Genomic DNA, 24,531 nt, shown 5'->3' on the forward strand with positions numbered 1-24,531 from the left:
CGCGCCCTCGCGCCCTCGCGCCCTCGCGCCCTCGCGCCCTCGCGCCCTCGCGCCCTCGCGCCCTCGCGCCCTCGCGCCCTCGCGCCCTCGCGCCCTCGCGCCCCCGTTTCCCCGCGTCCCGCGCCTGCCGGCCCGCGGATGCCCTGTGCCCGGAAGCGGAGCGCCCCCAGTCCTCTTCAGCCCTCTTCAGTCCCCTTCAGCACTCTTCGAGCCTGACTCGACACCACGCGGCCATCGTCGGAACACAACCGAGCGGACATCCCGATGCTGCCAGGAGGCTCGTGTGACGACGACCGAAGACCCGACGACTGCCGCGGCCCCCGACCCGGGCCCGCTGATCAGGCTGACCATCGCGGACTGCGCCGCCAAGGTGCTGCACAGCGCCGTGACGCTCGGCGTGTTCGGGGCGCTCGCCGACGGTCCGGCCGACGCCGGGCAGGTGGCCGGGAGCACGGGGCTGCACCACCGCATGGCGGGCGACTTCCTGGACGCGCTCGCCGGCCTCGGCCTGCTGGAGCGCACCGGCGGCCGCTACCGGAACTCCCCGCTGGCGCAGTCCTATCTGGTACCGGACTCCACCTCGTACCTCGGCGGCTTCGTCGAACTCACCAACGAGACCCTGTACGGGACCTGGGGCCGGCTCACGGAGGCGCTGCGCTCCGGTGAACCCCAGCATCTCGACCCGGACAAGGGCGGGTTCGTCGGCGACAAGCACCAGGACCCCGGCAAGATGAAGCGGTTCCTCGCCGGCCTCGACGCCTACAGCGACCGGATGGGGTCCGAGCTGGCCCGCCGCATCGACTGGGGGCGCTACGGGTCGTTCACCGACCTGGGCGGCGCCCGCGGCAATCTCGCCGCCGTACTCGTCCGGGCGCACGGTCATCTCAAGGCGACCTGCTTCGACCTGGAGCGCACCCGGCCGCTGTTCACCGAACACATCGGCGGGCTCGGCCTCGGCGACCGGGTCGCCTTCGCCGGCGGCGACTTCTTCACCGACCCCATCCCGCAGGCCGACGTGATCGTCCTGGGCCACATCCTGCACGGCTTCGACACCGACCGGAGGCGCGCCCTGCTCGGCCGGGTGTTCGACGCGGTCCGGCCGGGCGGCACGGTGCTCGTCTACGACCGGATGATCGACGACGACCGCAGCGATCCCGAGCGGCTGCTCAGCAGCCTGCACATGCGGCTGGTCAGCCCGGACGGATCCGAGTACCGGGTGGCGGACTGCCAGGACTGGCTGCGGGAGGCCGGCTTCACCAACGGCGCGGCACAGCCGCTGCTCGCCACCCACACGCTGGTGACGGCACACCGGTGACGCGCCCCGGCGTCCCTTCCCAAGGAGGCAGTATGAAGCAGCACACCGTGCCCGTGCTCATCGTCGGCGGCGGGCTCACCGGACTGTCGGCGGCCGTGTTCCTCGCGCAGTACGGCGTGCGGGCGACGCTGGTGGAGCGCCATCCGGACACCTCCACGCACCCCAAGGCGCGGGCCATCAACCCCCGGACGATGGAGCTCTACCGTGCGGTGGGCATGGAGGAGCGGGTACGGGCCGGGCGCTCGCCCATCTCGGGCAACACCGACCTGGTGCACGTCGAGACGCTCGCCGGCGAGGAGCGGGTGCGGATGCCCCACGCCTCGCCGCAGGACATCGGCCGGATCAGCCCCACCCAGTGGACGCTCATCGACCAGAACCAGCTGGAGCCCATCCTGCGCGAACGCGCCGTCGACGTCGGCGCCGACGTCCGCTTCCACACCCGCGTGGACGCGGTCGAGGAGGACGCGGACGGCGTACTCGTGCGGACCACCGACCTGGCCACGGGCGAGGAGACGGAGATCCGCGCCGAGTACGTGATCGCCGCGGACGGCAGCCGCAGTCCGGTGCGCGACATGCTCTCCATCGGTGCGCACGGCCGCGGCACCATCACCAACCTCGTCAGCTTCTTCTTCGAGGCCGACCTGGAGGAGGCGCTGCGCGGGCGGAAGATCATTGCCGCGTATGTCAACAACCCCGGGGTGCGCGGCACGATCATCCCCATCGACAACGACCGGCGCTGGGTCATCAATGTCTCCTTCTTCCCCGAACAGGGGCAGAGCGCCGCCGACTTCACCGAGGAGCGCTGCGTCGCCCTGGTCCGGGCCGCGGTCGGCGACCCGGAACTGCCGCTGAAGATCGAGTCGGTCGACATGCCGGCGTGGGACATCTCCTCCCGGGTGGCGGACACCTTCGCCACCCGGCGGGTCTTCGTCGCCGGGGACGCCGCCCACGTCATGCCGCCCACCGGCGCCTTCGGCGCGAGCACCGGCATCCAGGACGCGTACAACCTTGCCTGGAAGCTCGCTCTCGTCCTGTCCGCCACCGCCGGGCCGCGGCTGCTGGAGAGCTACGACGCCGAGCGGCGCCCGGTCGCCGAGGAGACCGTGAAGCAGGCGATGCTGCGCTTCGCGGTGCGCGAGGGCAAGCAGTTCCAGGACGTGGCGAAGGAGTTGGTGGACGAGACCACCATGACCTTCGGCTACTGCTATCCCCGCGGCGCCTTCGCCGTCGAGGAGGGCGTGCCCGGTGCGGTGATCGAGGACCCGGAGCACCCCACCGGCAGGCCGGGCGCCCGCGCCCCGCACGTCGTCCTGGACGGCCGGCACGGTCCGCTGTCCAGCATCGATCTGTTCGGCGGGGGCTTCACCCTGCTCGCCGACACCGCCGCCGGACGGTGGACCGAGGCGGCGGCCGCGCAAGCGCAGCGGCTCGGCGTCACCCTGACGGTGCGCCGCATCGGCCCCGGCGAGGAACTCGGCGACCGGGACGGCGCGTTCAGGCAGCGCTACGGGCTGCCGGCGGGCGGCGCCGTGCTGGTGCGCCCCGACGGGTTCGTCTGCTGGCGCACCACCGCGGGCCGGAGCGGGGGCCCGGAGCAGGCCCTGGCCCAGACGCTCGCGCAGGTGCTGGCGCGCGACTGACCGGAAGGCACCGACGCCTTCGGCGCGCTTCCCCGGGAAGCGCGCCGAAGCCGTGGGGGAGGGGTGTTACGCCACGCGCTGCAGGAGGCGGGCCAGTGCGGACGACAGCTCGTCGGCGGGGGCCGCCGGCAGGGTCGGCGAGCGCCAGGCCAGCACGCCGTCCGGGCGGATCAGGGCCGCGCCGCTGTAGCCGACGCCGTAGGCCTTCAGGAACCGCTCGGCGACCTCGGGCGGCTCCTCGTCGCCGACGCGGTGGAAGGCGAGGTCGAGGCCGGTGGCGGAGCGGACCGTCGCGGCGGCGGCCTCCCAGCCGCCGCCACCGGGGCCGGCCAGCAGCCAGAAGCCGCCGTCCAGCAGGTCGTGCAGCGGCACGTCCGTTCCGTCCCTGCGCAGCAGCAGGTGCGCGGCACGGGTGCCGGGGCGGCCGGAGGGGACGGTGGGGTCCTCCACCGGGGATCCGTCGTCCGGTCCGTCCTCGCGCAGCACCGCGTCGGAACGGTGGACGTGGCCGAACAGCACGGTCGTCTCGGGGCGGTGGCGGGCGGCTGCCTCCTCGTCCAGGCCGCTGCGCTGCAGATAGCGGATGACCCCCTGGTCGACGGTGAACTCGGCCACGGGAGCACGCTCCTGCTCGTAGCTGTCCAGCAGCCCGGGACCGGCCTGGCCGCGCAGCACCAGGGCAAGCTTCCAGGCCAGGTTGTGCGCGTCCTGGATGCCCATGTTGCCGCCGAACCCGCCGGTGGGGGGCATCACATGGGCGCAGTCGCCGGCCAGCAGCACCCGGCCCGAGCGGAAGCGGTCGGCCACCCACGCGGCGATCTCCCAGCTCGTCGAGGACTCCACCTCGACCGGCAGGTCCGGTACTCCCACCGCGGCGCGCACCAGCGCGACGCATTCCTCGCTGCCGTACTCCCGGTGGCTGTCCTCGGGCCGCAGGCTGGGGGCCAGCACCCAGCGGTCTGAGCCGTCGCCGCCGAGTTTGCCGAGAACGCCCTTGACCTGCGGATTGCTGACGAAGCAGAGGAAGAAGGCGCGGCCCGCGACATAGGGGTCGAGGTCCGCGTGGAAGACCACGTTCATCTGGCGGCCGAAGACGCCCTGTCCGTGCACACCGATGCCCAGGCTCTCGCGGACCGGGGCCCGGAATCCGTCGGCTGCGACCAGGTAGCGGGCGCGGACCGTGCGGCGCGAGCCGTCACCCAGGTCACGCAGTTCGGCGGTGACCCCGTCGGCGTCCTGCTCGAAGCCCACCAGTTCGGTGGCGAACCGCAGGTCCGCACCGAGCTCCTGCGCCCGGTCGCGCAGCACCGGCTCGAACCGGTCCTGCCCGATCAGGGTCCAGCCGGTGGTCCCGACGTCATGGGGGTCGTGCGGGAACGGGCCGTCGAACCGGCCGAGTTCGGCCCCGCAGAGCGACTCGGCCTGCAGGATGTCGCCGTACTGCGCGTGCGGGTTCTCGTTCGCGCGTACGGCGTCCTCGAGGCCGAGCGCGCGCATCAGCTCCATCGTGCGGGGACTGGCGGCCTGCGCGCGGGGGTGGGCGGAGATCTCCGCGTGCCGCTCCACCAGCAGCGGGCGGATGCCCCGCTGGGCGAGGAACAGGGCCTGGGCCAGGCCCACCATGCTGCCGCCCGCGATCAGCACCTCGGCCGTTTCGTCCGCCATACCGGCTCCTCCTCGGGTCAGTTCGGACCGTGCCGGACCGAGCAGACACCCGGCCGCTCGAACCGGGCTCGGGCCGGGGCGGAGAGCGGGCCGGGCACCGGGCCGCCATCCCCAGACGGATTCGAGCGGCGTGCGAGTCATGGCTGCGATGTTCGAGCCGCTGTTGCGAGCGGCTGCCGCGTGCCGCCTGCTCGCACCGTGAACCGGAAGGACGACGGGAGGGCGTAGACCGTGGTGGAGACGCTGAGTGTGCTGGTGCTGCTGGGCACCGGCCTGGTGGCGGGGGTGCTGTTCGCGGTCGCGGTCAGCGTGATGCCCGCGCTGATCGCGATGACCCCCGACCGGTATGTGGCCACGCACAAACTGCTCGGCCGGCACTACGACCGGATCATGCCGTTCATCGTCGCCGGCTCCACGGTGATCGATGTGGCCTTCGCGCTGCGGGCGTCCGGACCGGGCCGCGTGCTGTTCGCGGCGGCGGCGCTGTGCATGGCCGGGGTCGCCGTCGTGTCGCAGACGAGGAACGTACCGATCAACAACCGGGTCAAGCGCACCGGGCCCGCCGACCTCGGTCCCGGCTGGCAGGACCCGCGGATCCAGTGGCGCGACTGGCATCTGGTGCGCACCTGCTGCGCCGTCGCGGGCTGCACGCTGACCGCCGCCGCGGTGGTGCTGTCATGAGGTCCGTCGTCCAACGCGCCCTGCCCGACGGGCCGGAGGGCGCGCGCGACGACGCCCGGATGCGCGAGATGCTCTCCCGGCCGAACCCGGGCCCGGTGGCCGATCGCCTCGCACTGCTGCACTTCACCGGCCGCCGTACCGGCCGCCCGTACACGGTCCCCGTGGGCGTGCACCAGCTTGGCGGGGGGCTGGCCGTAGCCTCCGCGAGCCGCTGGCGGCACAACTTCGCGGGCGGCGCGGACGGCGAGCTGACCTGGCGCGGTGAGCGCCGGCCCGTGCGCTGCACGCTGGTGACCGACGCGGAGCGGACCGCGCGCGGCTATCTGGAGCTGTACGAGCGCTACGGCGCTGCGGCGGCGCGCCGGCTGGGGATCTCGGTGTCCGGTGAACAGGCACCGGGACTTGAGGAGTTCCGCGACGCGGTCGACACGCACGGTCTGTCGCTGGTGGAGGTCCTGCTCGCGCAGCGGCCGGGCGGCGGCGCTCTTGCCCCGGGTACATCCGACACTGCGAACGAGAGGACTTCGCGATGAGCGCGATCGCCGGCTGGGTGGACTTCGAGCGTGATCTGGTCCCCGAGGCTTCAACGGTGCGGGCGATGGCGGCCGCACTGGCGCACCGCGGCCCCGACGGGGAGAGCGACTGGATCGAGGGGCACGCCGCGCTGGCGCACCGACGGCTCGCGCTGCTCGACCCCGACCACGGGCGCCAGCCCGCCGTCCACGCCACCGGCAGCGGGCCGGTGGCCGTGCTGAGCCTCGACGGCGCGATCACCAACCATGTCGAGCTGCGCCGGGAACTGGCTGCCAGGGGGCACCGGTTGACCGGGCACGGCGACGCCGACGTGGCGCTGCACGCCTATCTGGAGTGGGGCTCGGACTTCGTGAGCCGTCTGGAGGGCCTGTTCGCGCTGGCGGTGTGGGACGTGAGGCGCCAGGAGCTGCTGCTCGCCCGCGACCGGCTCGGCGTCAAGCCTCTGTGCTACTACCTGACGTCCTCGGGTGTGCTGTTCGGATCCGAGCCCAAGGCGCTGTTGGCCCATCCCGCGGTCGAGCCGGTCGTCGACGCCGACGGACTGCGCGAGCTGTTCGCCCACAGCCGCAAGCCGGGCACCGGCGTGTTCCAGGGCATGCGCGAGGTGCTGCCGGGCCATTCGATGGTCGTGCGCCGCTCCGGCCGCGGCCACCGGCGCTACTGGTCGCTGCCCGCGCGTCCGCACACCGACACCCTCGAGGACACGGTGGCCACGGTGCGCCGGCTGCTGGCGGACGCGGTGGCCTCGCATCTGCGCGCGGACGTTCCCGTCGACGCGATGCTCTCCGGCGGAATCGACTCCAGCGCGCTCACCGCGCTCGCTGCGGGCACGCTGCGGGAGTCGGGGGCCGGCCGGCTGCGGACGTTCTCGGTCAACTTCGCCGGCTACGCGGAGAACTTCGAACCGCACCCGACGATGCGCGCCACCCCCGACGCCCCGTACGCGGAGCTCGCGGCCCGGCACATCGGGACCGACCACACCGAGATCCTGCTGGACACCGCGGCCCTCGCCGACCCGAAGACGCACGCTGCCGCCCTGCGCAGCCAGGACGCGCCCTCCCCGCTGGGCGACATGGACGTGTCGCTGCTGCTCTTCTTCGAGGCGCTGCGCAGTGCGGGCGTCACCGCCGTGCTCTCCGGCGAGACGGCCGACGAGGTGTTCAACGGCTACTTCTGGGCGTACGACGCGCAGCACAGCAACTCCCGGACGTTTCCCTGGGTCTCCTTCGAGCGCGGGCACGACGCCGCTGCCGGGGGGCTGGGCTGCTCCCTGGTGGACCGCGGGCTGCGCAAGGAACTGGACTTCATGGACTATGCGGACCAGCACTACCGGGACGCGCTCGCGGAAGTGCCGCACGCCGGCGGCGAGAGCCCGCAGGAGCGCAGGGCGCGTGAGGTCACCTATCTCGCGCTGACCCGCTGGGCACCGACCCATCTGGACCGGGCGGACCGGATGAGCATGGCGCACGGTGTGCAGCTGCGTCCGCCGTTCTGCGACCGGGCTCTCGTCGAGTACGTCTACAACGTGCCTGCCGCGCTGAAGCGGGTGGAGGGCCAGGAGAAGAGTCTGCTGCGGGCCGCGGTCGCCGACCTGCTGCCGCAGCCGGTGCTGAACCGGCGCAAGAGTGCCTACCCGACCACCCAGGACGCGGCGTACGGGGAGTTCGTACGGGGCCGCTTCGCGCAGCTGGCCGCGGACCGCGGATCGCCGGTCGCCGCGCTGCTGGACGCGGAGGCGACGAGCGCGGCGCTGGCCGCGGCAGGCGCGCCGAAGGGCGCCTTCGCGTGGGTGGAGCGGGCGAGCATGGAGATGGTGCTCCAACTCGACACCTGGCTGGCCGAGTACAAGGTCCGGCTGCGGCTGTGACCGGGAGCACGGCACGGACGAGTGCCCCTGATCATGATTATGCATGACGCAATAGCATGCTTTATGCACCTGTCGGGGCGAGTGGGTGTTCTGTCCTGCATTTCGCGGAATGCAGGACAGAACACCCACTCGACTTGTTGAATTCTTGAATTCTACTTCCGGGTTCAAGGCCCCGCAAAGAGAAAATAAAATGTTGCCCATGGTGTCCGGCCGTCGAAATGGAACGCCCCCTTGTGCGGCGCCGAAAGTGCAGGTCCGGGGCGTAGGAGAAAGGTCGAAAGGCATGGTGTGAAGTGCTGTGCGAACGATGTAGGAAGGTAGCAGCCGACAGGCTCTGAAGACCGCGCCGGAACCAATTGGCAATCGGCCAGAAATGCCGTATGCCGAGAGGGAGTGCAGTGATAGAGATCAGCCTGCTGGGTTCGTTACGAGTGCGACGCGACGGAGTGGACACCACCCCGTCGGCCCCCAAACTCCGCCAGGTGCTGACCCTCCTGGTGCTCAACGCCAACTCGCTGGTCAGCGTCGACCAGCTGTGCGAGGAACTTTGGGAGGACCGCCCGCCACTCAGCGCCCTGACCACACTCCAGACCTACATCTACCAGCTCCGCCGCAGACTCCGGCTCGCCACCGGGCAGAGCGGGGCTCCCTTCGGCTCCTGCCCGCCCCGGGGACTGCCCGCACTTCTGACCAGAGTGGGCGGATACGAACTGCGGCTGGAAGAAAAGCGGTCGGTCGACGCGTACCGCTTCGAACAGCTCGTCGAGCGCGGCCAGGCGGAGTACCGCAGCGGGGCCCGCGACCAGGCCGCCCGCACCCTCCAGGAAGCGCTCGCCACCTGGCAGGGCGAGGCACTGGTGGACGTCGCGGCCGGACGGCGGCTGTCCGCGTGGTCCACGCAGCTCGAGGAGCGGCGCAAGAACGCTCTGGAACAGCGCTTCGCCATAGAGCTCGAACTCGGCCGCCATCAGGCGGTGCTGGACGACCTGTCTGCCGTCTTCCGTACCCACCCCACCCACGAGGCCTTCGCCGACCAGCTCATGCGGGCGCTGCACCGCAGCGGCCGGCGCCCCGAGGCCCTCGACGTGTTCCGCACCCTGCGCGCCCGACTCGTCGACGAGCTGGGGCTCGAACCCTCTGCGCTGCTTCAGCGTCTGCACCAGGAGGTACTCGCGGACGGCAGCCAGCTCGCGGGGCCGGCCAAGGCCAAGACGGGGACCGTCCCCGCCGCCCGCACCCCCGTCCTGGGACCCGCCCAACTCCCCGCCGACGTAGGCGATTTCGTCGGACGGGCCGGCGCGCTCTCCCAACTGGAGGCCTATCTCGGCAGCCGGCCCGGCACCGGCATGCGGGTGGTCGAAGTCCACGGGCCGCCGGGCGTCGGCAAGACCGCCTTCGCCGTCCACGCCGCCCACCGGCTGCGCCCGCACTTCCCCGACGGACAGCTCTTCATCGACCTGTCCGAGGCGGGCACCGGCTCCGCCCAGCTCGCCAAGGCGCTCACCACCAGCCTCAGCGCCTGCGGCATCCGGCGCGAGAAACTGCCCGGCGGACTCGACGAGCTCAGCCAGCTCTTCCGCAGCTGGACGGCGGACCGGAGAGTACTGGTGGTCGTCGACGACGTGCTCACCGCCTCCCAGCTGCGCGCGCTCATGCCGGGCGGCTCGGGATGCGCGGTGATCGCCACCAACCGCTACCGCGCCCACAGCCTCTCCACCGGCAGGAAGATCGTGCTCGGCGCGTTCTCCGAGAACGACGCCCTGACCCTCTACAACCGGGTCGCCAACGAACGGCGCTGGCAGGACGAACCCGAAGCCGTGGACGAGCTGCTGCGGATGTGCGAGGGCCTGCCCCTGGCCGTACGCGCGGTGGCCGGACGGCTCGCGGCCAGGCCCGGCTGGTCCGCGGCCCGGCTGACGGAGCGGCTGCGCGGCAACCCGGACCTGCTGCTGGAGATCCCGGCAGGCACACAGTCCCTGATGGGCACAGTGGCTTCCAGCTACAGCCATCTGCCGCAGCCGCACCGCCAGTTGCTGCATCTGCTGATCGAACGCAGGCGCCCCTACTGGCGCATCGACGAGGTCAGCGCGCTGGTGCCTCGGTGCACGGAGGACACCGAGACACTCATGGAGTACCTGGTGGACGTCCACCTGGTGCAGGAACTGCCGGCCCGGGTCGCCGAACCCGGCCCGGCGGCGGACACCGGGCGGGTCCACCCGGGGCCGCTGCGCGCCGGACGGGTTCCCGCCGAACCGCTCTACGCCGTGCCCAGGCTCACCCGCAAGGCGCTTCTGCTGCTGCGTGACAGCACGAGGACGTCCGCCGCGGTCAGACTGCAGAAGGTGGGCGGCCCCAGCCTGCAGCCCCACACCGGCATCGCCCAGTAGCACCCGCCGGCCAGGACACCGACCCCCACCGGCACCGTCCGCGGGCCCCTGCCCGCACGCCATCGCCCCAGCGGCCCGTCGCGCCATCCGGTGCGGCGGCCCGCTGTGCTGCGCAGCTCCGGCCGCCAGCGGTTCTCCAGGCTGCTTCGAGAGTCCCTCGACCCCCGCCCACCAGGGTGAACGCAGAACCGACAAGCCGGGAGGGCATCGTGCACCGAACGCTGATCGTCGCGAGGATGGAGCTTGGCGACGCCGAGGGCGTGGCGAAGGTCTTCGCCGATTCCGACAGCACCGAGCTGCCGCACATGGTGGGTGTCTCAAGGCGCACCCTGTTCGCCTTCCACAACCTGTACTTCCACCTCGTGGAGGCGGACCAGAACATCGCACCGAACCTCTACAAGGCGCGCAGCCACCCGCTCTACAACGACATCAACACCCGGCTCGGCCAGTTCATCTCCCCGTTCGACCCCAACTGGCGCGAACCCAAGGACGCCATGGCCGTCCCCTTCTACTCCTGGACACCCGGCGAAGGCCCCCAGATCACCAAGCCGGCCGCGGCGAACCTGGGCGGCGCCCGGTGACCGCCCCCGCGACCACCAGGGTCGCCGCGCACGAGGTGGAGGCCAACACCAAGCGCGGCGGCGACATCCGCGTCACGCTGAGCCCGAAGACCGTCGGCTGCACCTCCGGCTTCGGCGGGATCCTGCGCCTGGCGCCCGGCGAGTTCGTCACCGAGCACTACCACCCGCACTCCGAGGAATTCCTGCACATCGTCCAGGGAGAACTGGAGATGAGCCTGGACGGCGTAGCGACGAAGCTCGGGCCCGGCCACTCGCTGCTGGTCCCCATCGGCGTACGCCACCGCCTGGTCAACACCGGGAGCGTGCCCGCCGAGGCCGTCTTCCACCTGTCCCCGCTCGCGCCCCGCCCCGAACTCGGCCATGTCGACACCGAACAGCCGCTGAACGCCGGCGCGCGCAACCCGGACATCGGCGGCGCCCGATGACCCGCCGCGCGGTCGTCACCGGAGTCGGCGTCATCGCCCCGGGCGCGAACGGCCGCGACGCCTTCTGGGACCTGCTGTCCGCCGGGCGCACCGCCACCCGCCCGATCAGCCTCTTCGACGCGACCGGTTTCCGCTCCCGGGTCGCGGCCGAGTGCGACTTCGACCCGAACACCGCCGGGCTCTCCCCCCAGGAGGTGCGGCGCATGGACCGCGCCGCGCAGTTCGCCGTCGCCGCGGCCCGCGAGGCGATCGAGGACAGCGGCATCGAACTGCCGGCCGCCGACCCCGGCCGGGTCGCGGTCAGCATCGGCAGCGCGGTCGGCTGCACGATGGGCCTGGAGGAGGAGTACGCCGTGCTCTCCGACGGCGGCCGCAACTGGCTGGTCGACCACAGCTACGGAGTCCCGCACCTGTACGGCTACATGGTGCCCAGCACGCTCGCCGCCGAGGTGGCCTGGCAGGCCGCAGCCGAAGGCCCGGTCGCGCTGATCTCCACCGGCTGCACCTCCGGGCTCGACGCGATCGGGCACGGCGTCCAGCTGATCGAGGAAGGCACCGCCGACATCGTCCTCGCCGGGGCGACAGACGCCCCGCTGTCTCCCATCACCTCCGCCTGCTTCGACGCGATCAAGGCCACCACCCCCAACAACGACGACCCCTGGCACGCCTCCCGGCCCTTCGACGGACACCGCGACGGCTTCGTGCTCGGCGAGGGCTCGGCGGTGCTCGTCATCGAGGAGGCGCAGGCGGCCAGGCGCCGCGGCGCCGTGACCTACGCCGAGATCCTCGGCTTCGCCGGCCGCAGCAACGCCTTCCACATGACCGGACTCAAGCCGGACGGCCGGGAAATGGCCGAGGCCATCCGCGTCGCCATGGACCGGGCCCGGCTCGACGCGGACGACATCGACTACATCAACGCCCACGGCTCCGGCACCCGACAGAACGACCGGCACGAGACCGCCGCGTTCAAACGCAGCCTCGGCCCGCGCGCGTACGAGATCCCGGTCAGCTCCATCAAGTCGATGATCGGGCACTCGCTCGGCGCCATCGGCTCGCTGGAGATCGCCGCCTGCGCCCTCGCCCTGCGCCACCAGATCGTCCCGCCGACCGCCAACCTCTGCACCCCCGACCCCGAGTGCGACCTGGACTACGTCCCCCTCACCGCACGCGAGCACCCGATGGACCACGTCCTCAGCGTCGGCAGCGGATTCGGCGGCTTCCAGAGCGCGATGGTGCTCGGCCGCCCGGACGTAGACGGAAGGCAGGCCGCATGAGCGCCTCGGGAATCCGCACAGCACACCGCTCCCGGGCCGTGGTCACCGGGCTCGGCGTCATCGCCCCGACCGGGATCGGAGCGCGCCAGCACTGGGAGTCGGTGCTCGCCGGGAAAAGCGGTCTCGGCCGCATCACCCGGTTCGACCCGGCCGGCTACCCGGTTCAAGTGGCGGGCGAAGTACCGGGCTTCGAGGCCGAAAAACAGGTGCCGAACCGGCTCGTCCCGCAGACCGACCGGTACACGCACTTCGCGCTGGCGGCCTCCGAAGCGGCCCTCGCCGACGCGGCCGCGCATCCGGACACGCTGCCCGAGTACGAGATGGCGGTGGTCACCGCCAGTTCCTCCGGCGGCACCGAGTTCGGCCAGCACGAGATGGAACAGCTCTACCAGCAGGGCCCGTCCTGGGTCGGCGCCTACCAGTCGATCGCCTGGTTCTATGCGGCGAGCACCGGACAGGTCTCCATCCGGCACGGCATGCGCGGCCCCTGCGGGGTGCTGTGCTGCGAGCAGGCCGGCGGCCTGGACGCGCTCGGCCAGTCCCGCCGCCTGCTGAACACCGGCTCCCGGCTGGTGCTCAGCGGCGGCACCGACGCCTCCCTGTGCCCCTACGGCCTCGTGGCGCAGATATCGGCCGGCGGGCTGTCCCGCGAGGACGACCCGGCCCGCGCGTACCTTCCCTTCGACGCCGCCGCGTCCGGATCCGTCCCCGGCGAGGGCGGCGCGATCCTCGTGGTGGAGAGCGCCGAGTCGGCGCACCAGCGAAACGCCGACCACTACGGCGAACTGCTCGGCTACGCCGCCGGGTTCGACCCCCCACCGGGCTCGCAGCGGCCCCCGGTGCTCACCTCCGTCATCCGCCGCGCCCTCGCCGACGCCCTGATCGCGCCGCACGACGTGGACGTGGTCTTCGCCGACGCCTCCGGCGTACCGGAGCGCGACCTCGCCGAAGCCCACGCGATCACCGACGTGTTCGGCCCCGGCGGCGTCCCGGTGACCGCGCCCAAGACCCTCACCGGCCGGCTCTACGGCGGCGGCGCCGCCCTGGACACCGCGACCGCCCTGCTCGCCCTGAGCGCCGGAGTGGTGCCGCACACCGCCGGCCCCGGCCGGACCGCCACCGGCTGCGAGATCGACCTGGTCCTGGACCGGCCGCGGCAGACCGACCCGCAAACCGCCCTCGTCCTCGCCCGCGGCCACGGCGGATTCACGTCCGCGCTGGTGGTGGGCGCGGGCAACCGCAAGGACCTCAAGAAGTGACCGAAACCGACGAAAGGCTGCTGGCCATGGCCGACTTCACCGTGGACGACCTGAAACGGATCCTACGCGCGGGCGCAGGGGCCGACGAACAGATCGACATGGACGGCGAGGACATCGTCGACCGGCGGTTCGCCGACCTGGGCTACGACTCGCTCGCGCTGCTCGAACTCGTCAACAGGATCGAGCGGGAGTACGCGATACAGATCCCCGACGGCGACCTGGAGCACACCAAGACCCTGCGCGAGGCCGTCGCCTACGTCACCTCACGGCTCGCGGAGGTCCAGGTCTGATGGCGGGACGCACCGACAACGCGATCGTCATCGACGCACCCATGGACCTGGTCTGGTCGATGACCAACGACGTGGCCTCCTGGCCGCGGCTGTTCAGCGAGTACTCCCACGCCGAGATCCTCGAACGCGACGGGAACACCGTCACCTTCCGGCTCGCCCTGCACCCCGACACCTCGGGCACCGTGTGGAGCTGGGTCTCCCGGCGCACCGCCGACGCCACCACCCGGACGGTCACCGCACACCGCGTGGAGACCGGCCCCTTCGCCCACATGAACATCCGCTGGGAGTACACACAGCACCCCGGCGGCGTACGGATGCGCTGGATCCAGGACTTCGAGATGAAGCCGGACGCCCCGCTGGACGACGCCGGCATGACCGACCGGCTCAACCGCAACACCGCGGTCCAGATGCAGCTGATCAAGGACAAGGTGGAGACCGCCGCCCGCGCCGACCGGCAACTGGCGGGCCGCCGCATCCTGGTGACCGGCGGCACCCGGGGCATCGGCCGCGGCATCGCGCTCGCCGCCGCCCGGGCCGGTGCCGACGTCGTCACCTGCTACCGCACACCGGGCGACGCCGTCGCCACACTGGAGCACGAGCTCGCCCAGACCGCCGGCAAGCACCAGGTGCTGCGCGCCGACGTGGCCGACGAGAACGATGTCGAGCTGCTGGCCGCAGCCTGCGACACGAGCCTCGGCGGCCTCGACGCGGTCATCAACAACGCGGGCGCCTTCCGGCCGAAGCCGTACCAGGAACTGGACCCGGCCGACTGGGCGGCCACCCTGCAGGGCAACCTCACCGCCGCCCACCTGGTGACCCGGCGCACCCTGCCGCTGCTCGGCCCCGGTGCCTCCATCGTCAACATCGGCTCCACCGTGGCCTTCATCGGCATGGACGGCGGCGTCCACTACACGGCCGTCAAATCGGCACTCGTCGGCATGACCCGCTCACTGGCCCGCGAACTCGGCCCGCGGGCCATCCGCGTCAACACCGTCTCGCCCGGCCGGATCGCGACCGAGGCCCTCGACGCACTGCCCCAGGAGGCGGCCGAGCAGCAGCGCCGGACCTTCTCCTCGTTCACCGCGCTCGGCCGGCTCGGGTCCGTGGACGAGATCGCGCAGGTCGTGCTCTTCCTCACCAGCGACCACGCCGCCTACATCACCGGCCAGAACATCCACGTCGACGGCTGCGTGTGAACCACCGCCGTCCCACAGGAGGGAAACACCCCGTGGACATCGCACTGCACGGCAAGAAGATCCTGGTCACCGGCGGCACCCGCGGCATCGGCCGCGGCATCGTGCTCGCCGCGGCGCAGGCCGGCGCCCACGTGCTCACCTGCTACCGGCAGGACGGCGAGGCGGTCGACAGCCTGGTCCACGCCCTCAAGGAGACCGGCGGCGACCACCACGTGATACGGGCCGACGTCGGCAGGATCAGTGAGATCGACGGGCTCGTCGGCGAGGCCAGGGAACGCTTCGGCCACCTGGACGGCGTCGTCAACAACGCCGGTGTCATCAGCCACATCCCGTTCGCGGACCTGCCCGCCGAGGAGTGGTCGAGGATCATCGACACCAACCTCACCGCCTCCTACCGCATCATCCAGCAGGCCCTGCCGCTGCTCGGCAACGGCTCCTCGGTGATCAACATCGGTTCGCGCGGCGCCGCCGCCGGCATCCCGCTGCGCGCCCACTACACCGCCGCCAAGGCAGCCATGATCGGACTGACCCGCTCGCTCGCCAAGGAGCTCGGACCGCGCGGCATCCGGGTCAACGTCGTCGCCCCCGGCGTCATCGAGACCGAGGCGTTCGACGCCATGCCCGCACAGCGCGCCGAGGGACTGCGGGCCACCTACGCGCAGAAGACCGCACTCGCCCGGCTGGGCACCGTCGACGAACTGGCCGGCCCCGTCCTCTTCCTGCTCAGCGACCTGTCCGGCTATGTCACCGGCGAGACCGTCAACGTCGACGGAGGGATCTGACATGGCCGGCCAGGTGTTCCGGGTGATGCTGCGGATGCAGATCAAACCCGGTATGGAAGGCGACTTCGAGCGGGTGTGGCAGGAGGTCGGCGACTCGGTCACCTCCCACCCCGCCAACCTCGGCCAGTGGCTGTCCCGCAGCGCCGAGGAGCACGGCATCTACTACATCGTCAGCGACTGGGCCAACGAGCCGCTCTTTCGTGAATTCGAGACCAGCGACCGGCACCTGGAACACCGCCAGAAACTGCACCCGTACCGCAGCGGCGGCTCCATGACCACCATGCACGTGGTCGCCGCCCTGTCCGGAGCCCTCGGCAGCACGCCGTGACCGCGGGCGCCATCGAAGTGGTGCTCTACCACCTCAGCGACGACCCGGATGCGGTGCTGGCGGCATACCACGAGGCCAGCCGGCGGATGGCGGGCACCCCCGGGCTGCTCGCCAACCAGCTCATGACAGGCGTCGGCGAACCGCAGAGCTTCGTCGTCGTCAGCCGCTGGTCGCACTGGGAGGCCTTCGCGGCATGGGAGGCAGGCGCCGGGCACAAGGAGCAGACAGCCCCGCTGCGGCCCTTCCGCGACACCGGGCGTGAGCGGCCCTTCGAGATCTACCGGGAACTCGCCGGCTACACCGCCGGCCACGCCGAGCCGCTCACGAGAGGAGCATGACCATGCCGGACACCGACACCTCGCCCCCACCGATCGACCTGTTCACACCCGGCTTCCACCAGCAGCCGCACGCCACGCTGGCCGAGTTGCGCCAGACCGCGCCCGCCCTGCCCGTGATCACCCCGAACGGACTGCGCACCTGGCTGGTCACCCGCTACGAGGACGCCCGGGCACTGCTCGCCGACCCGCGCCTCAGCAAGGACATGCGGGTCGGCAAGGACCTCATCCCGCGCAACTTCGCCGACCCGGTGAAGCAGGCAGAGTTCCTCGAAGAGGCAGGCGAGCACAGCCAGTTCGCGCACGAACTGAGCGTGCACATGCTGGACAGCGACCCGCCCGACCACACCCGGCTGCGCAAACTGGTCGGCAAGGCGTTCACCGCCCGCCGCGTGGAATCGCTGCGGCCCAGGATCACGCGACTCACCGACGAACTGCTCGACGCCATGGCCCGCCACGACAAGAGCGACCTCATGGAGGCACTCGCCTTCCCGGTGCCGTTCACAGTGATCTGCTGGCTGCTCGGCGTCCCCCCGCACGACCGCACCGAGTTCCGCCGCTGGTCCAACCTGCTCGTCTCCGGCGCCGGCACCGAGGAGGTACGGGACGCCAGCGCCAGCATGATCACCTACCTGCGGGCGCTGATCGACACCAAGCGCGCCGACCCGGACGACGACATGCTCACCGACCTGGTCCATGCCTTTGACGGCGGCGACCAGCTGACACCGGCCGAGCTGATCTCCATGGCGTTCCTGCTGCTGGTCGCAGGCCACGAGACCACGGTCAACCTCATCGGCAACGGCACCCTCGCGCTGCTCGACCACCCCCGGGTACGACAGCAACTCGCCGCCGACGACTCGCTGTGGCCCGCCGCCGTCGAGGAGTTCCTGCGCTACGACGGCCCGGTCACCAACGCCACCTGGCGCTTCACCACCGAACCGGTACAGGTCGGCCCGGTACTCATCCCCGAGGGCGAGTTCGTGACCATCTCGCTGGGTGCGGCGGGCCGCGACCCGCAGCGCTACGAGGAGCCCGACCGGCTGGACATCACCCGCGCCAACACCGCGGGCCTGGCCTTCGGCCACGGCATCCACCACTGCCTGGGCGCCCCGCTCGCCCGGCTCGAGGGCCGGATCGTGATCGGCCGGCTCTTCGAGCGGTTCCCGGGGCTGCGACTCGCGGTGCCACCCGGTGAACTGCGCTGGCGCAGCAGCCTGATGATGCGCGGACTGCAAGAACTGCCGGTCCACCCGTCATGAGCGGACAACTCACGGCACCGGCCGCCTCCGAGCCCGTACGCATCGGGGACGGCCGGCGCCGAGGGTTCGCCACTCTGCTCGCGGTCGACCTGTGGGAGCGGTTCAGTTTCTACGGGATGGCCGCGATCCTCGTGCTGTACCTGACCGCCTCCGAGGCCCGCGGCGGCATGGGCATGGCCCCGCAGACCGCCACCGCGCTCTTCGCCGGCTACATGGCGCTGAGCTTCCTGGCCGGGATGCCCGGAGGCTGGCTGGCCGACCGGGTGCTGGGGGCACACCGCGCCGTGCTCCTCGGCGGCACGCTCATCGCCTGCGGCCACGCCGCGCTGGCGGCCCGCTCGCCTACCGCCCTGTACGGCGGGCTGCTGCTGATCGTCGCCGGCACCGGCCTGGTCAAACCGGCCATGGCGGCCATGGTGGCCGCGCTCAGCGGCGAAGGCGAGGGCAGGCGCGAGGCGGCGTTCTCCCTCTTCTACCTGTGCATCCAGGTCAGCGCGCTGGTCGCACCCGTCGTCACCGGCCTGCTCGCGGAGAAGATCGCGTGGCATCTGGGCTTCGCCGCCGCGGCGGCCGGCATGACGGTTGGGCTCGTCGTGTTCGCCCTCGGGCTGCGCCGGTTCGGGCAGGTGGGACGGCGCCCCGTGTGCCCCCTCACCCACGACGAGGCCGTACGGGTCCTGCGGCGCGCCGGTCTCATCGTCACGGCGGCGGCCGTGCTGCTGGGCCTCGCCGCCGCTGCCGGGGTGCTCGGTGTCAACGGGGTGCTGGCCTGCCTCGGCCTGGGCACGGTCGTGCTCCCGTTCGCGTATCTGCGATCCCTGCGGCCCTTGCGGCCCCGGGACCAGGACACGGGGGAGGGCGCCGGGCGGCACAGCGGGCTCGCCGGGTTCACCGCACTGATGGCGGCCTCCTCGGTCTTCTGGATGATCTTCGCCCAGAGCGGTTCGGTGCTCGGCCTCTTCGCCCAACGCCACACGGACCGGCACGTGTTCGGCTTCGAGATCCCTGCCGGCTGGTTCCAGTCCCTGCACCCCCTGTTCGTCCTGCCGGCCGCCCCGCTCTTCACCCGCCTGTGCAGACGCGCCGGACAACGGGCCGACGCGCCCGTCAAGTTCTCCGGCGCACTGGTCGCCGCAGGGCTCAGCTTCCTGCTCATGGCCGCCGCCGCGCTGCTCGCGGAGCGCGGCCCGGTCGGCCCGGGCTGGCTGCTGCCGGTCCATCTCCTCTACGCCTGCGGTGAGATCTCCCTCGCCCCCGCCGGCCTCGCCCTGGCCGCTTCCGTCGCGCCGCCCGGCCACACCAGCCGCTTCCTCGCCGTGAACGGCCTCTTCGGCGCGGCCGGCATCGTGATCGGCGGTCAGCTGTTCCGGCTCACCGCGGTGCTGCCACTGCCGCTCTACTTCCTGCTCCTGGGAGGCACGGCACTGGGAACAGGCGCGGTGGTGGGCCTGGGCGCGGGACGGCTGCGCAGACTCCTGCCGTAAAAGAGCCCGGCTCGGCTCAGATCGAACCTCAGGTACGCCCCGGCCCTGCCTCCTCCGCGACACCACCAACCCGCTCGGCCGACCAGCACCTCACCCGGTACCGCCGCCGTGCGGACGCGTGCTACCCCTTGTACGCCTTGAGCATGAACAGCCAGATCTCGCTGACGGTGGGGAAACAGGCGACGGCGTGCCGCAGCCGCTTGAGAGGGACCTCACCCGCGACGGCGACGGTCGCGGAGTGCAGCAGTTCACTGACGCCGGGGCCGACGAAGCTCACCCCGAGGAGGATGCCGCGCTCGCCGTCGACGACCATGCGGGCCTGGCCCCGGTAGCCGTCGGCGTACAGGTTCGCCCCCTGGGCCTGGGCGAAGTCCACGTCGACCACGGTGATGCGATGGCCGGCCCTGGTGGCCTCGTCGGCGGACAGGCCCACCGAAGCGGCTTCGGGGTCGGTGAAGAAGACCTGCGGCACGGCGTGCTGGTCGGCGGTGGTGGCGTGCGCGCCCCAGGGGCCGTTGTCGAGCGGCAGCCCCCTGGCCCGGGCACCGATCGCGTCACCCGCGGTCCGCGCCTGGTACTTGCCCTGGTGCGTGAGCAGCGCCCGGTGGTTGACGTCGCCGAGGGCGTACAGCCAGGTGCCCTCCACTCCTCGGACCAGACAGGTCTCATCGACATCGAGCCAGGATCCGGGAGCCAGACCCACGGACTCCAGCCCGATGTCGTCGGTGCGCGGCGCCCGCCCGGTGGCGAACATGACCTCGTCGGCTTCCAGGCGTGTTCCGTCATCGAGGGTCACGGTGACCGGGCCCGCGGGGGCCGGGCGGCGCAGCGCGGACACCGAGACGCCGATGCGTACGTCCGCGCCCGCCTCGGTGAGCCCCTGGGCGACCATGTCGCCGATGAAGGGCTCCATCCGGGGCGGCGGGCCAGCAAGGTGACCTGGGCACCGAGCCCCTGCCACAGAGTGGCCATCTCGACGCCCACCCCGCCGCCGCCGACGATGACGAGCCGGCCCGGCACCTGGCTGGAGTCGGTGCCCTCGCGGTTGGTCCAGGGACGGGCCTCCTCGATACCCGCCACATCGGGCAGCACGGGCCGGCTGCCGGTGGCGATGGCGACCGCGTGCCGGGCGGTGAGGGTCCGGCGCCGGCCGTCGGGCGAGGCGACGCTCACCCGGCGCGGACCGTCGATCCGGCCCTCACCGCGCAACAGATCGGCGCCGATCGACTTGACCCAATCGGCCTGCCCGGAGTCGTCCCAGTCAGTGACGTAGTGATCGCGCCGGGCGAAGACCCTGGCCGTGTCGAGCCGTCCGGTGACCGCCTGGCGGGCACCGTCGACCCGGCGCGCGTCCGAGACCGCGATGACCGGCCGCAGCAGCGCCTTGCTGGGAACACAGGCCCAGTACGAGCACTCCCCGCCGACCAGTTCCCGCTCGATCACGGCGACGCTCAGCCCGGCCGCACGCGCGTGGTCGGCGACGTTCTGGCCGACCGGGCCCGCCCCGAGCACGATCACGTCATAGGTGTCCTCCGCGGTGTCCCGAACAGCGGCTTCCGGAGCGTTTCCAGACGAAATATCCATGATTCCATCGTTCCCCGGGACACCGCGATCCGCCTGGCCCACGGCCGGCGGACGGGGGCGGAGTGAACGCCGTACGGCGGCCGGGGCGGCGCACCCGCATCACCCCACCCGACGAAAGGACACCGGCACCGGACCACCCGGGCCGACGGACGACGGAGGGCACATGAATGCCCCTTCGGCCGACCCGGCGACGGCAGAACGGGAAAACCGGCGCAGCTCGCTTCCAGCGGCATCCAGGCCGGCATCGCCAGGCCCCCGCCCTCAGCCCCGCAGATCACCCAGGGCCCGACGGGTCCGCCCGGTCAACGGATGCTCCGCGCCCAGCACATCAGCCTGCAACGGCAGCAGCGCACGCAGCAGCTCCTCGGCCTGCGCCATCCGTCCGGAACGCCGCAGCAGGTCCGCGAGCCGCGCCCGCGTGGTCATCGTCTGCGGATGCCGCTCGCCGAGCCCCGCCTCCTCACCCGCCGCCAGGATCCCGCGCAGCAGGGCCTCCGCCTCGTCCCGCTCGCCCCCACCGCCGGACTGTGCCAGCAGCTCGCCCAGCGCGGAGGCCGCGGCGAAGGTGTCCGGATGCCGCTCACCGAGCAGCCGCCCCCTGTCGTCCCGCACACCGCGCATCAGCTCCACGGCCTTCGCGTACGCGCCCTCCTGCCCCAGGACCCAGGCACGGCCGTAGCGGGTGGTGATGACCTCGGGATGGTCAGCGGTCCCGTAGCCGGCCAGCCGCTCCTCGTACAGTGCGTCCAACTCGGCCAGAGCGGTCTTCGTGTCACCGAGCTCGGCCTTCAGCATGGCCATGTTGTAGCGCGAGATCAGCACCGTGGGATGGTCCGTGCCGTTGATCCGCCGCTGGTCGCGGATCAGCTCATCGTGCAACGCGAGCGACGCCTCGGCATCGCCGAGCTCCCAGCTGAGACGGGCGATGTTCAGCCTCACGATCAGCGTGTTCGGGTGGTCGGGACCCCGGTGGCGCTCCACGTCCGGCAGCAGTTCCCGATAGCGGTCGAGGGACTCCCTCAGCCGCCCGGCATCGCCCAGGAAGCGGCAGATGTTCATTCTGCTGAAGACGACCTGCACATCGTCCTGCCCGAACACCGCGATCCGGTCGCGCAGCAGCTCGTCGTGCATCGCGAGCGCCTCCAGCGGCCGGCCGAGACGGCCGTACCAGTACGCAATGTAGTGGCGGCTCTCCAGCACGTCGCGGTCCCGTTCACCCAGCGCGCGCCGCTGGTCCTCCAGCAGCTCCCTGTGCAGACGCAGGCCCTCGGCCATGTCACCGCCCCGGCCGGTCCAGTAGGCGATGTGGTGACGGGTGGCGAGAGTGCGCCGGTCCTGCGGGCCCAGCAGCCGCAGCTGGTCCGCCAGCACGGCCCGGTGCAACGCGACCGCGCTGTGGAACTCGGCCAGCTCGCCGGTGGCGTAGGCGATGCGGTGCCTGCTCTGCAGAAGGTCCGGGTGGTCCTCGGGAAGCACCCGCCGCTGCACCTCCAGCAACTGCTCGTACAGATCCCGCGAAGCCCCGTACGCACCGGCCTTGCCCGTCCAGTACGCCGCCCGCTCACGCGCCCTCAGCCCGGCGGGGGTCTGCGCCCCCGGGTGCTCTGCCAGCCGCCCCGACCAGGCCGCCCACCGGTCCCGGTTGACGGCGGCCACGGCGGAGGCACGGCTGTCCAGACTCTGCAGCAGCCGCCCGTAGAACACCTGCGCGGCCTCCTCACCGTCCGCCGCCTGCGCCGCGTGCCACAGGTGGAACGGCTCCGCCTCCTCGGCGTAGGCGTGCAGGGGGTCGTCCGCCGCGTGCTGGTCCATAGGAGCCATTGTGGCCAGCGCCCCCGCCAGCGCCTCATGGCCCGACGGCAGGTCGAGCTCCTCCCGGACGTACTCCACAAGCGTCTGATGATGCACACCCAAGAGCTCACCGGCCGTGGCATGCTCCGCCCGCTCCAGCAGACCGGGCAACTGCTCGAGCGCCTGGTCCAGCTCCGCCTCACCGCCCGGACCGCCCAGCCGACCGGCCGCCTCGGCGAGCAGCGCACGCGGCAGACCGGCACCCAGGCCGGACGCGGCCAGCACGACGACGACACTGTCGATCCACGCGCCGTCGCCGCCCGGCACGAAGGAACGGGCCCGCTCGAGCACGTTCTCGTACACCTCGTCGTACCGGACGGGCCGGTCGCCCTCCAGCGGTCCGTAGTCCGCCAGCAGCCGCACGATCTCCCAGTTCCCCGCCGCCTGCGCCAGGATCCGCCCCTGCAGCGCGGTGTGGCCGCGCTCCTCCAGATATCCGCTCAGCAGACTCTCCTGCGCCTTCGCAGCGACCTGCGCCCGGTGCCACCCCCGCGGCAGCGGCACCCCCTCCCGGGTCGTGACCACCACACCGAACCAGGCCGGTGCCAGATCGTCCAGGATCCCCAGGGCCGCCGAGACGTCCAAGCGGCCCACAGTGTCGAGCTGGTCGAGACCGTCGATGACGACCCGTACCGGACCCGGCGCCTCCACCAGGCCCAGAGGCCCCGCCACATCGATCTCCGCGCTCGGCTTCGCCTTGTCCTCGCGCGTCAGCCGTGCCCCGTACGTCTGCGCCGCATCGGCGAAGCCGGGCAGATACAGCGCGAGCTGCCGGGCCACCTTCCGCATCACACCACGGCCGTTCGTGCTCCGGTCGGTCAGCCTGACGAGCGCGCGTACGGGTGCCGCATCCCCCTCCCGCGGCAGCAGCTCCGGCCGGCACAGCGCGGCCGCCAGCGTCGTCTTCCCGGTCCCCATCGCGCCGACCACGGCCACGAAACGGTGCCGGCCGACCGACGCGGCCAGCTCGTCCAGCCCGCCCGGCGCCTGGAAGAGCCGCAGCCGGCCCAGCAACTGCTGATTGTCCTCGCTGGCGGCGAGCACACTCAAAGAGGCGTCCCGCGCCACGTTCTTCGCCAGCCACGGCCCGTACACGTCGCCGGAGTCGCTGCGGCCTCCGTCGTACGAGACGGACTGCGGGTCCTGACGCACCAGAGCGGGGCCGATCAGCCGGCGCAACGGCACGGTGTGCAGCTTGTCCAGCAGCCGCACGTGCCCCTGCCGCATCACCTTGTTCAGCGCGAGCGAGAACTGCAGCCCATAAGCCGGACGCCCGTCCGAAGAGGCCAGGACGTCGATATTCCGGCCCGTCTGCATCGCGTACGGGAACCACTCCCGCGCCGCCGCCAGAGCACCGTAACCCGCCATACAGGCGTCGATCACAACGGTCAGCTCCCTGATACCTCCGTGCCGCAGCAGCAGTTCACGCAGCACCTCGGGCACCGCCAGCGCCGTACCGGGATCCGGGACGGCCGGAGTGGAGGTCACCGGAAAGAGGAACTCGCCCTCCCGCGCGGCATACCCATGGCCGACAAAGCCGATCAGGAGCGACGCCCCCGCGGCCGACGCCCCGGCGAACGCCTCGGCGAGGGCGGCGGCCACATCGCCGGGCGCCCGGGGCCCGTCGAGCAGCCCGTCCCCGCAGGCCGGGGCGCAGCTGCCCCGGCGGGGATCCAGGAGCAGATCCCTCAGCTCCACGGCACAGGGCCCCAGCAGATCCAGCCGCTGCCGGGCCGTCTCCTCCCTGGCATCCCAGTGCGATGCCACCACCAACGCCCTGCGCTCGTCACCCAT

Annotated in this window: 18 protein-coding genes and 3 pseudogenes; 18 read left to right on the forward strand and 3 right to left on the reverse strand. The window is 72.1% G+C overall.

Annotation, left to right across the window (positions count from 1 at the left end; all coding sequences use genetic code 11):
- The first annotated feature begins 283 nt into the window (after positions 1-283).
- A complete protein-coding gene (locus ACFV0T_RS28250; protein WP_385784868.1) occupies positions 284-1,315 on the forward strand; it encodes a methyltransferase in 1,032 nt (343 codons plus the stop codon).
- 32 nt (positions 1,316-1,347) lie between these two features.
- Positions 1,348-2,955 carry an FAD-dependent oxidoreductase gene (locus ACFV0T_RS28255; RefSeq protein WP_385784871.1) on the forward strand — a complete coding sequence of 536 codons (1,608 nt, stop codon included), beginning with the start codon at positions 1,348-1,350 and terminating at the stop codon, positions 2,953-2,955.
- 66 nt (positions 2,956-3,021) lie between these two features.
- Here the strand turns inward: ACFV0T_RS28255 and ACFV0T_RS28260 are convergent, their stop codons facing one another.
- On the reverse strand, positions 3,022-4,620 hold the full coding sequence (locus ACFV0T_RS28260; RefSeq protein WP_385784874.1) for an FAD-dependent monooxygenase: 1,599 nt from the start codon (positions 4,618-4,620) through the stop codon (positions 3,022-3,024).
- 231 nt (positions 4,621-4,851) lie between these two features.
- Between ACFV0T_RS28260 and ACFV0T_RS28265 the strand changes: the two genes are divergently transcribed.
- The 16 genes and pseudogenes from ACFV0T_RS28265 (at position 4,852) to ACFV0T_RS28340 (ending at position 19,302) form a co-directional block, all read left to right on the forward strand.
- Entirely contained in the window at positions 4,852-5,301 is a 450-nt protein-coding gene (locus tag ACFV0T_RS28265; protein WP_385784876.1) for a DUF1772 domain-containing protein, read from the forward strand.
- Positions 5,298-5,834, forward strand: a complete 537-nt coding sequence (locus tag ACFV0T_RS28270) for a hypothetical protein (protein ID WP_385784879.1) — start codon at positions 5,298-5,300, stop codon at positions 5,832-5,834. The genes ACFV0T_RS28265 and ACFV0T_RS28270 overlap by 4 nt, the downstream gene beginning before the upstream one ends.
- Positions 5,831-7,702 carry an asparagine synthase (glutamine-hydrolyzing) gene (asnB, locus tag ACFV0T_RS28275; protein ID WP_385784882.1) on the forward strand — a complete coding sequence of 624 codons (1,872 nt, stop codon included), beginning with the start codon at positions 5,831-5,833 and terminating at the stop codon, positions 7,700-7,702. The genes ACFV0T_RS28270 and asnB overlap by 4 nt, the downstream gene beginning before the upstream one ends.
- Before the next feature lie 398 nt (positions 7,703-8,100).
- Entirely contained in the window at positions 8,101-10,089 is a 1,989-nt protein-coding gene (locus ACFV0T_RS28280) for a BTAD domain-containing putative transcriptional regulator (protein WP_385784884.1), read from the forward strand.
- A gap of 209 nt (positions 10,090-10,298) precedes the next feature.
- Complete coding sequence (locus tag ACFV0T_RS28285; protein ID WP_385784887.1) at positions 10,299-10,670, forward strand: TcmI family type II polyketide cyclase; 372 nt, start codon at positions 10,299-10,301, stop codon at positions 10,668-10,670.
- The gene (locus ACFV0T_RS28290) at positions 10,667-11,095 is read left to right on the forward strand and encodes a cupin domain-containing protein (protein ID WP_385784889.1); all 429 of its coding nucleotides are present in this window, start codon (positions 10,667-10,669) and stop codon (positions 11,093-11,095) included. The genes ACFV0T_RS28285 and ACFV0T_RS28290 overlap by 4 nt, the downstream gene beginning before the upstream one ends.
- Positions 11,092-12,369: a beta-ketoacyl-[acyl-carrier-protein] synthase family protein gene (locus ACFV0T_RS28295; protein WP_385784891.1), complete on the forward strand. Its 1,278-nt coding sequence runs from the start codon at positions 11,092-11,094 to the stop codon at positions 12,367-12,369. The genes ACFV0T_RS28290 and ACFV0T_RS28295 overlap by 4 nt, the downstream gene beginning before the upstream one ends.
- On the forward strand, positions 12,366-13,628 hold the full coding sequence (locus ACFV0T_RS28300; protein WP_385784894.1) for a ketosynthase chain-length factor: 1,263 nt from the start codon (positions 12,366-12,368) through the stop codon (positions 13,626-13,628). The genes ACFV0T_RS28295 and ACFV0T_RS28300 overlap by 4 nt, the downstream gene beginning before the upstream one ends.
- Complete coding sequence (locus ACFV0T_RS28305) at positions 13,625-13,918, forward strand: acyl carrier protein (protein ID WP_385784897.1); 294 nt, start codon at positions 13,625-13,627, stop codon at positions 13,916-13,918. The genes ACFV0T_RS28300 and ACFV0T_RS28305 overlap by 4 nt, the downstream gene beginning before the upstream one ends.
- Positions 13,918-14,367: pseudogene (locus ACFV0T_RS28310) on the forward strand (SRPBCC family protein); the annotation flags it as partial. The gene ACFV0T_RS28305 and the pseudogene ACFV0T_RS28310, both read left to right, overlap by 1 nt.
- A gap of 36 nt (positions 14,368-14,403) precedes the next feature.
- Positions 14,404-15,114, forward strand: a pseudogene (locus tag ACFV0T_RS28315) (SDR family NAD(P)-dependent oxidoreductase); the annotation flags it as partial.
- A gap of 32 nt (positions 15,115-15,146) precedes the next feature.
- Positions 15,147-15,896, forward strand: a complete 750-nt coding sequence (locus ACFV0T_RS28320; protein ID WP_385784900.1) for an SDR family NAD(P)-dependent oxidoreductase — start codon at positions 15,147-15,149, stop codon at positions 15,894-15,896.
- 1 nt (position 15,897) lies between these two features.
- Positions 15,898-16,224 (forward strand): antibiotic biosynthesis monooxygenase family protein, encoded by a 327-nt coding sequence (locus ACFV0T_RS28325; protein WP_385784903.1) that lies wholly within the window; start codon positions 15,898-15,900, stop codon positions 16,222-16,224.
- Positions 16,221-16,562, forward strand: a complete 342-nt coding sequence (locus tag ACFV0T_RS28330; protein ID WP_385784906.1) for an antibiotic biosynthesis monooxygenase family protein — start codon at positions 16,221-16,223, stop codon at positions 16,560-16,562. The genes ACFV0T_RS28325 and ACFV0T_RS28330 overlap by 4 nt, the downstream gene beginning before the upstream one ends.
- 2 nt (positions 16,563-16,564) lie before the next feature.
- The gene (locus ACFV0T_RS28335) at positions 16,565-17,818 is read left to right on the forward strand and encodes a cytochrome P450 (RefSeq protein ID WP_385784909.1); all 1,254 of its coding nucleotides are present in this window, start codon (positions 16,565-16,567) and stop codon (positions 17,816-17,818) included.
- Entirely contained in the window at positions 17,815-19,302 is a 1,488-nt protein-coding gene (locus ACFV0T_RS28340; protein WP_385784912.1) for a peptide MFS transporter, read from the forward strand. The genes ACFV0T_RS28335 and ACFV0T_RS28340 overlap by 4 nt, the downstream gene beginning before the upstream one ends.
- A gap of 121 nt (positions 19,303-19,423) precedes the next feature.
- On the opposite strand, the pseudogene ACFV0T_RS28345 reads toward ACFV0T_RS28340, so the two are convergent.
- Positions 19,424-20,886 (reverse strand): annotated as a pseudogene (locus tag ACFV0T_RS28345) (dihydrolipoyl dehydrogenase family protein).
- A gap of 261 nt (positions 20,887-21,147) precedes the next feature.
- Positions 21,148-24,531, reverse strand: a complete 3,384-nt coding sequence (locus tag ACFV0T_RS28350; RefSeq protein ID WP_385784915.1) for a tetratricopeptide repeat protein — start codon at positions 24,529-24,531, stop codon at positions 21,148-21,150.

This window comes from Streptomyces sp. NPDC059582 (assembly GCF_042735715.1).
Lineage (GTDB): Bacteria > Actinomycetota > Actinomycetes > Streptomycetales > Streptomycetaceae > Streptomyces.

Bases quoted from the DNA above. Each gene is read 5' to 3' on its own strand.
- ACFV0T_RS28255 (WP_385784871.1), top strand. From the start codon at position 1,348: ATGAAGCAGCACACCGTGCCCGTGCTCATCGTCGGCGGCGGGCTCACC.
- ACFV0T_RS28260 (WP_385784874.1), bottom strand. From the start codon at position 4,620: ATGGCGGACGAAACGGCCGAGGTGCTGATCGCGGGCGGCAGCATGGTG.
- ACFV0T_RS28270 (WP_385784879.1), top strand. From the start codon at position 5,298: ATGAGGTCCGTCGTCCAACGCGCCCTGCCCGACGGGCCGGAGGGCGCG.
- asnB (WP_385784882.1), top strand. From the start codon at position 5,831: ATGAGCGCGATCGCCGGCTGGGTGGACTTCGAGCGTGATCTGGTCCCC.
- ACFV0T_RS28295 (WP_385784891.1), top strand. From the start codon at position 11,092: ATGACCCGCCGCGCGGTCGTCACCGGAGTCGGCGTCATCGCCCCGGGC.
- ACFV0T_RS28300 (WP_385784894.1), top strand. From the start codon at position 12,366: ATGAGCGCCTCGGGAATCCGCACAGCACACCGCTCCCGGGCCGTGGTC.
- ACFV0T_RS28325 (WP_385784903.1), top strand. From the start codon at position 15,898: ATGGCCGGCCAGGTGTTCCGGGTGATGCTGCGGATGCAGATCAAACCC.
- ACFV0T_RS28335 (WP_385784909.1), top strand. From the start codon at position 16,565: ATGCCGGACACCGACACCTCGCCCCCACCGATCGACCTGTTCACACCC.
- ACFV0T_RS28340 (WP_385784912.1), top strand. From the start codon at position 17,815: ATGAGCGGACAACTCACGGCACCGGCCGCCTCCGAGCCCGTACGCATC.
- ACFV0T_RS28350 (WP_385784915.1), bottom strand. From the start codon at position 24,531: ATGGGTGACGAGCGCAGGGCGTTGGTGGTGGCATCGCACTGGGATGCC.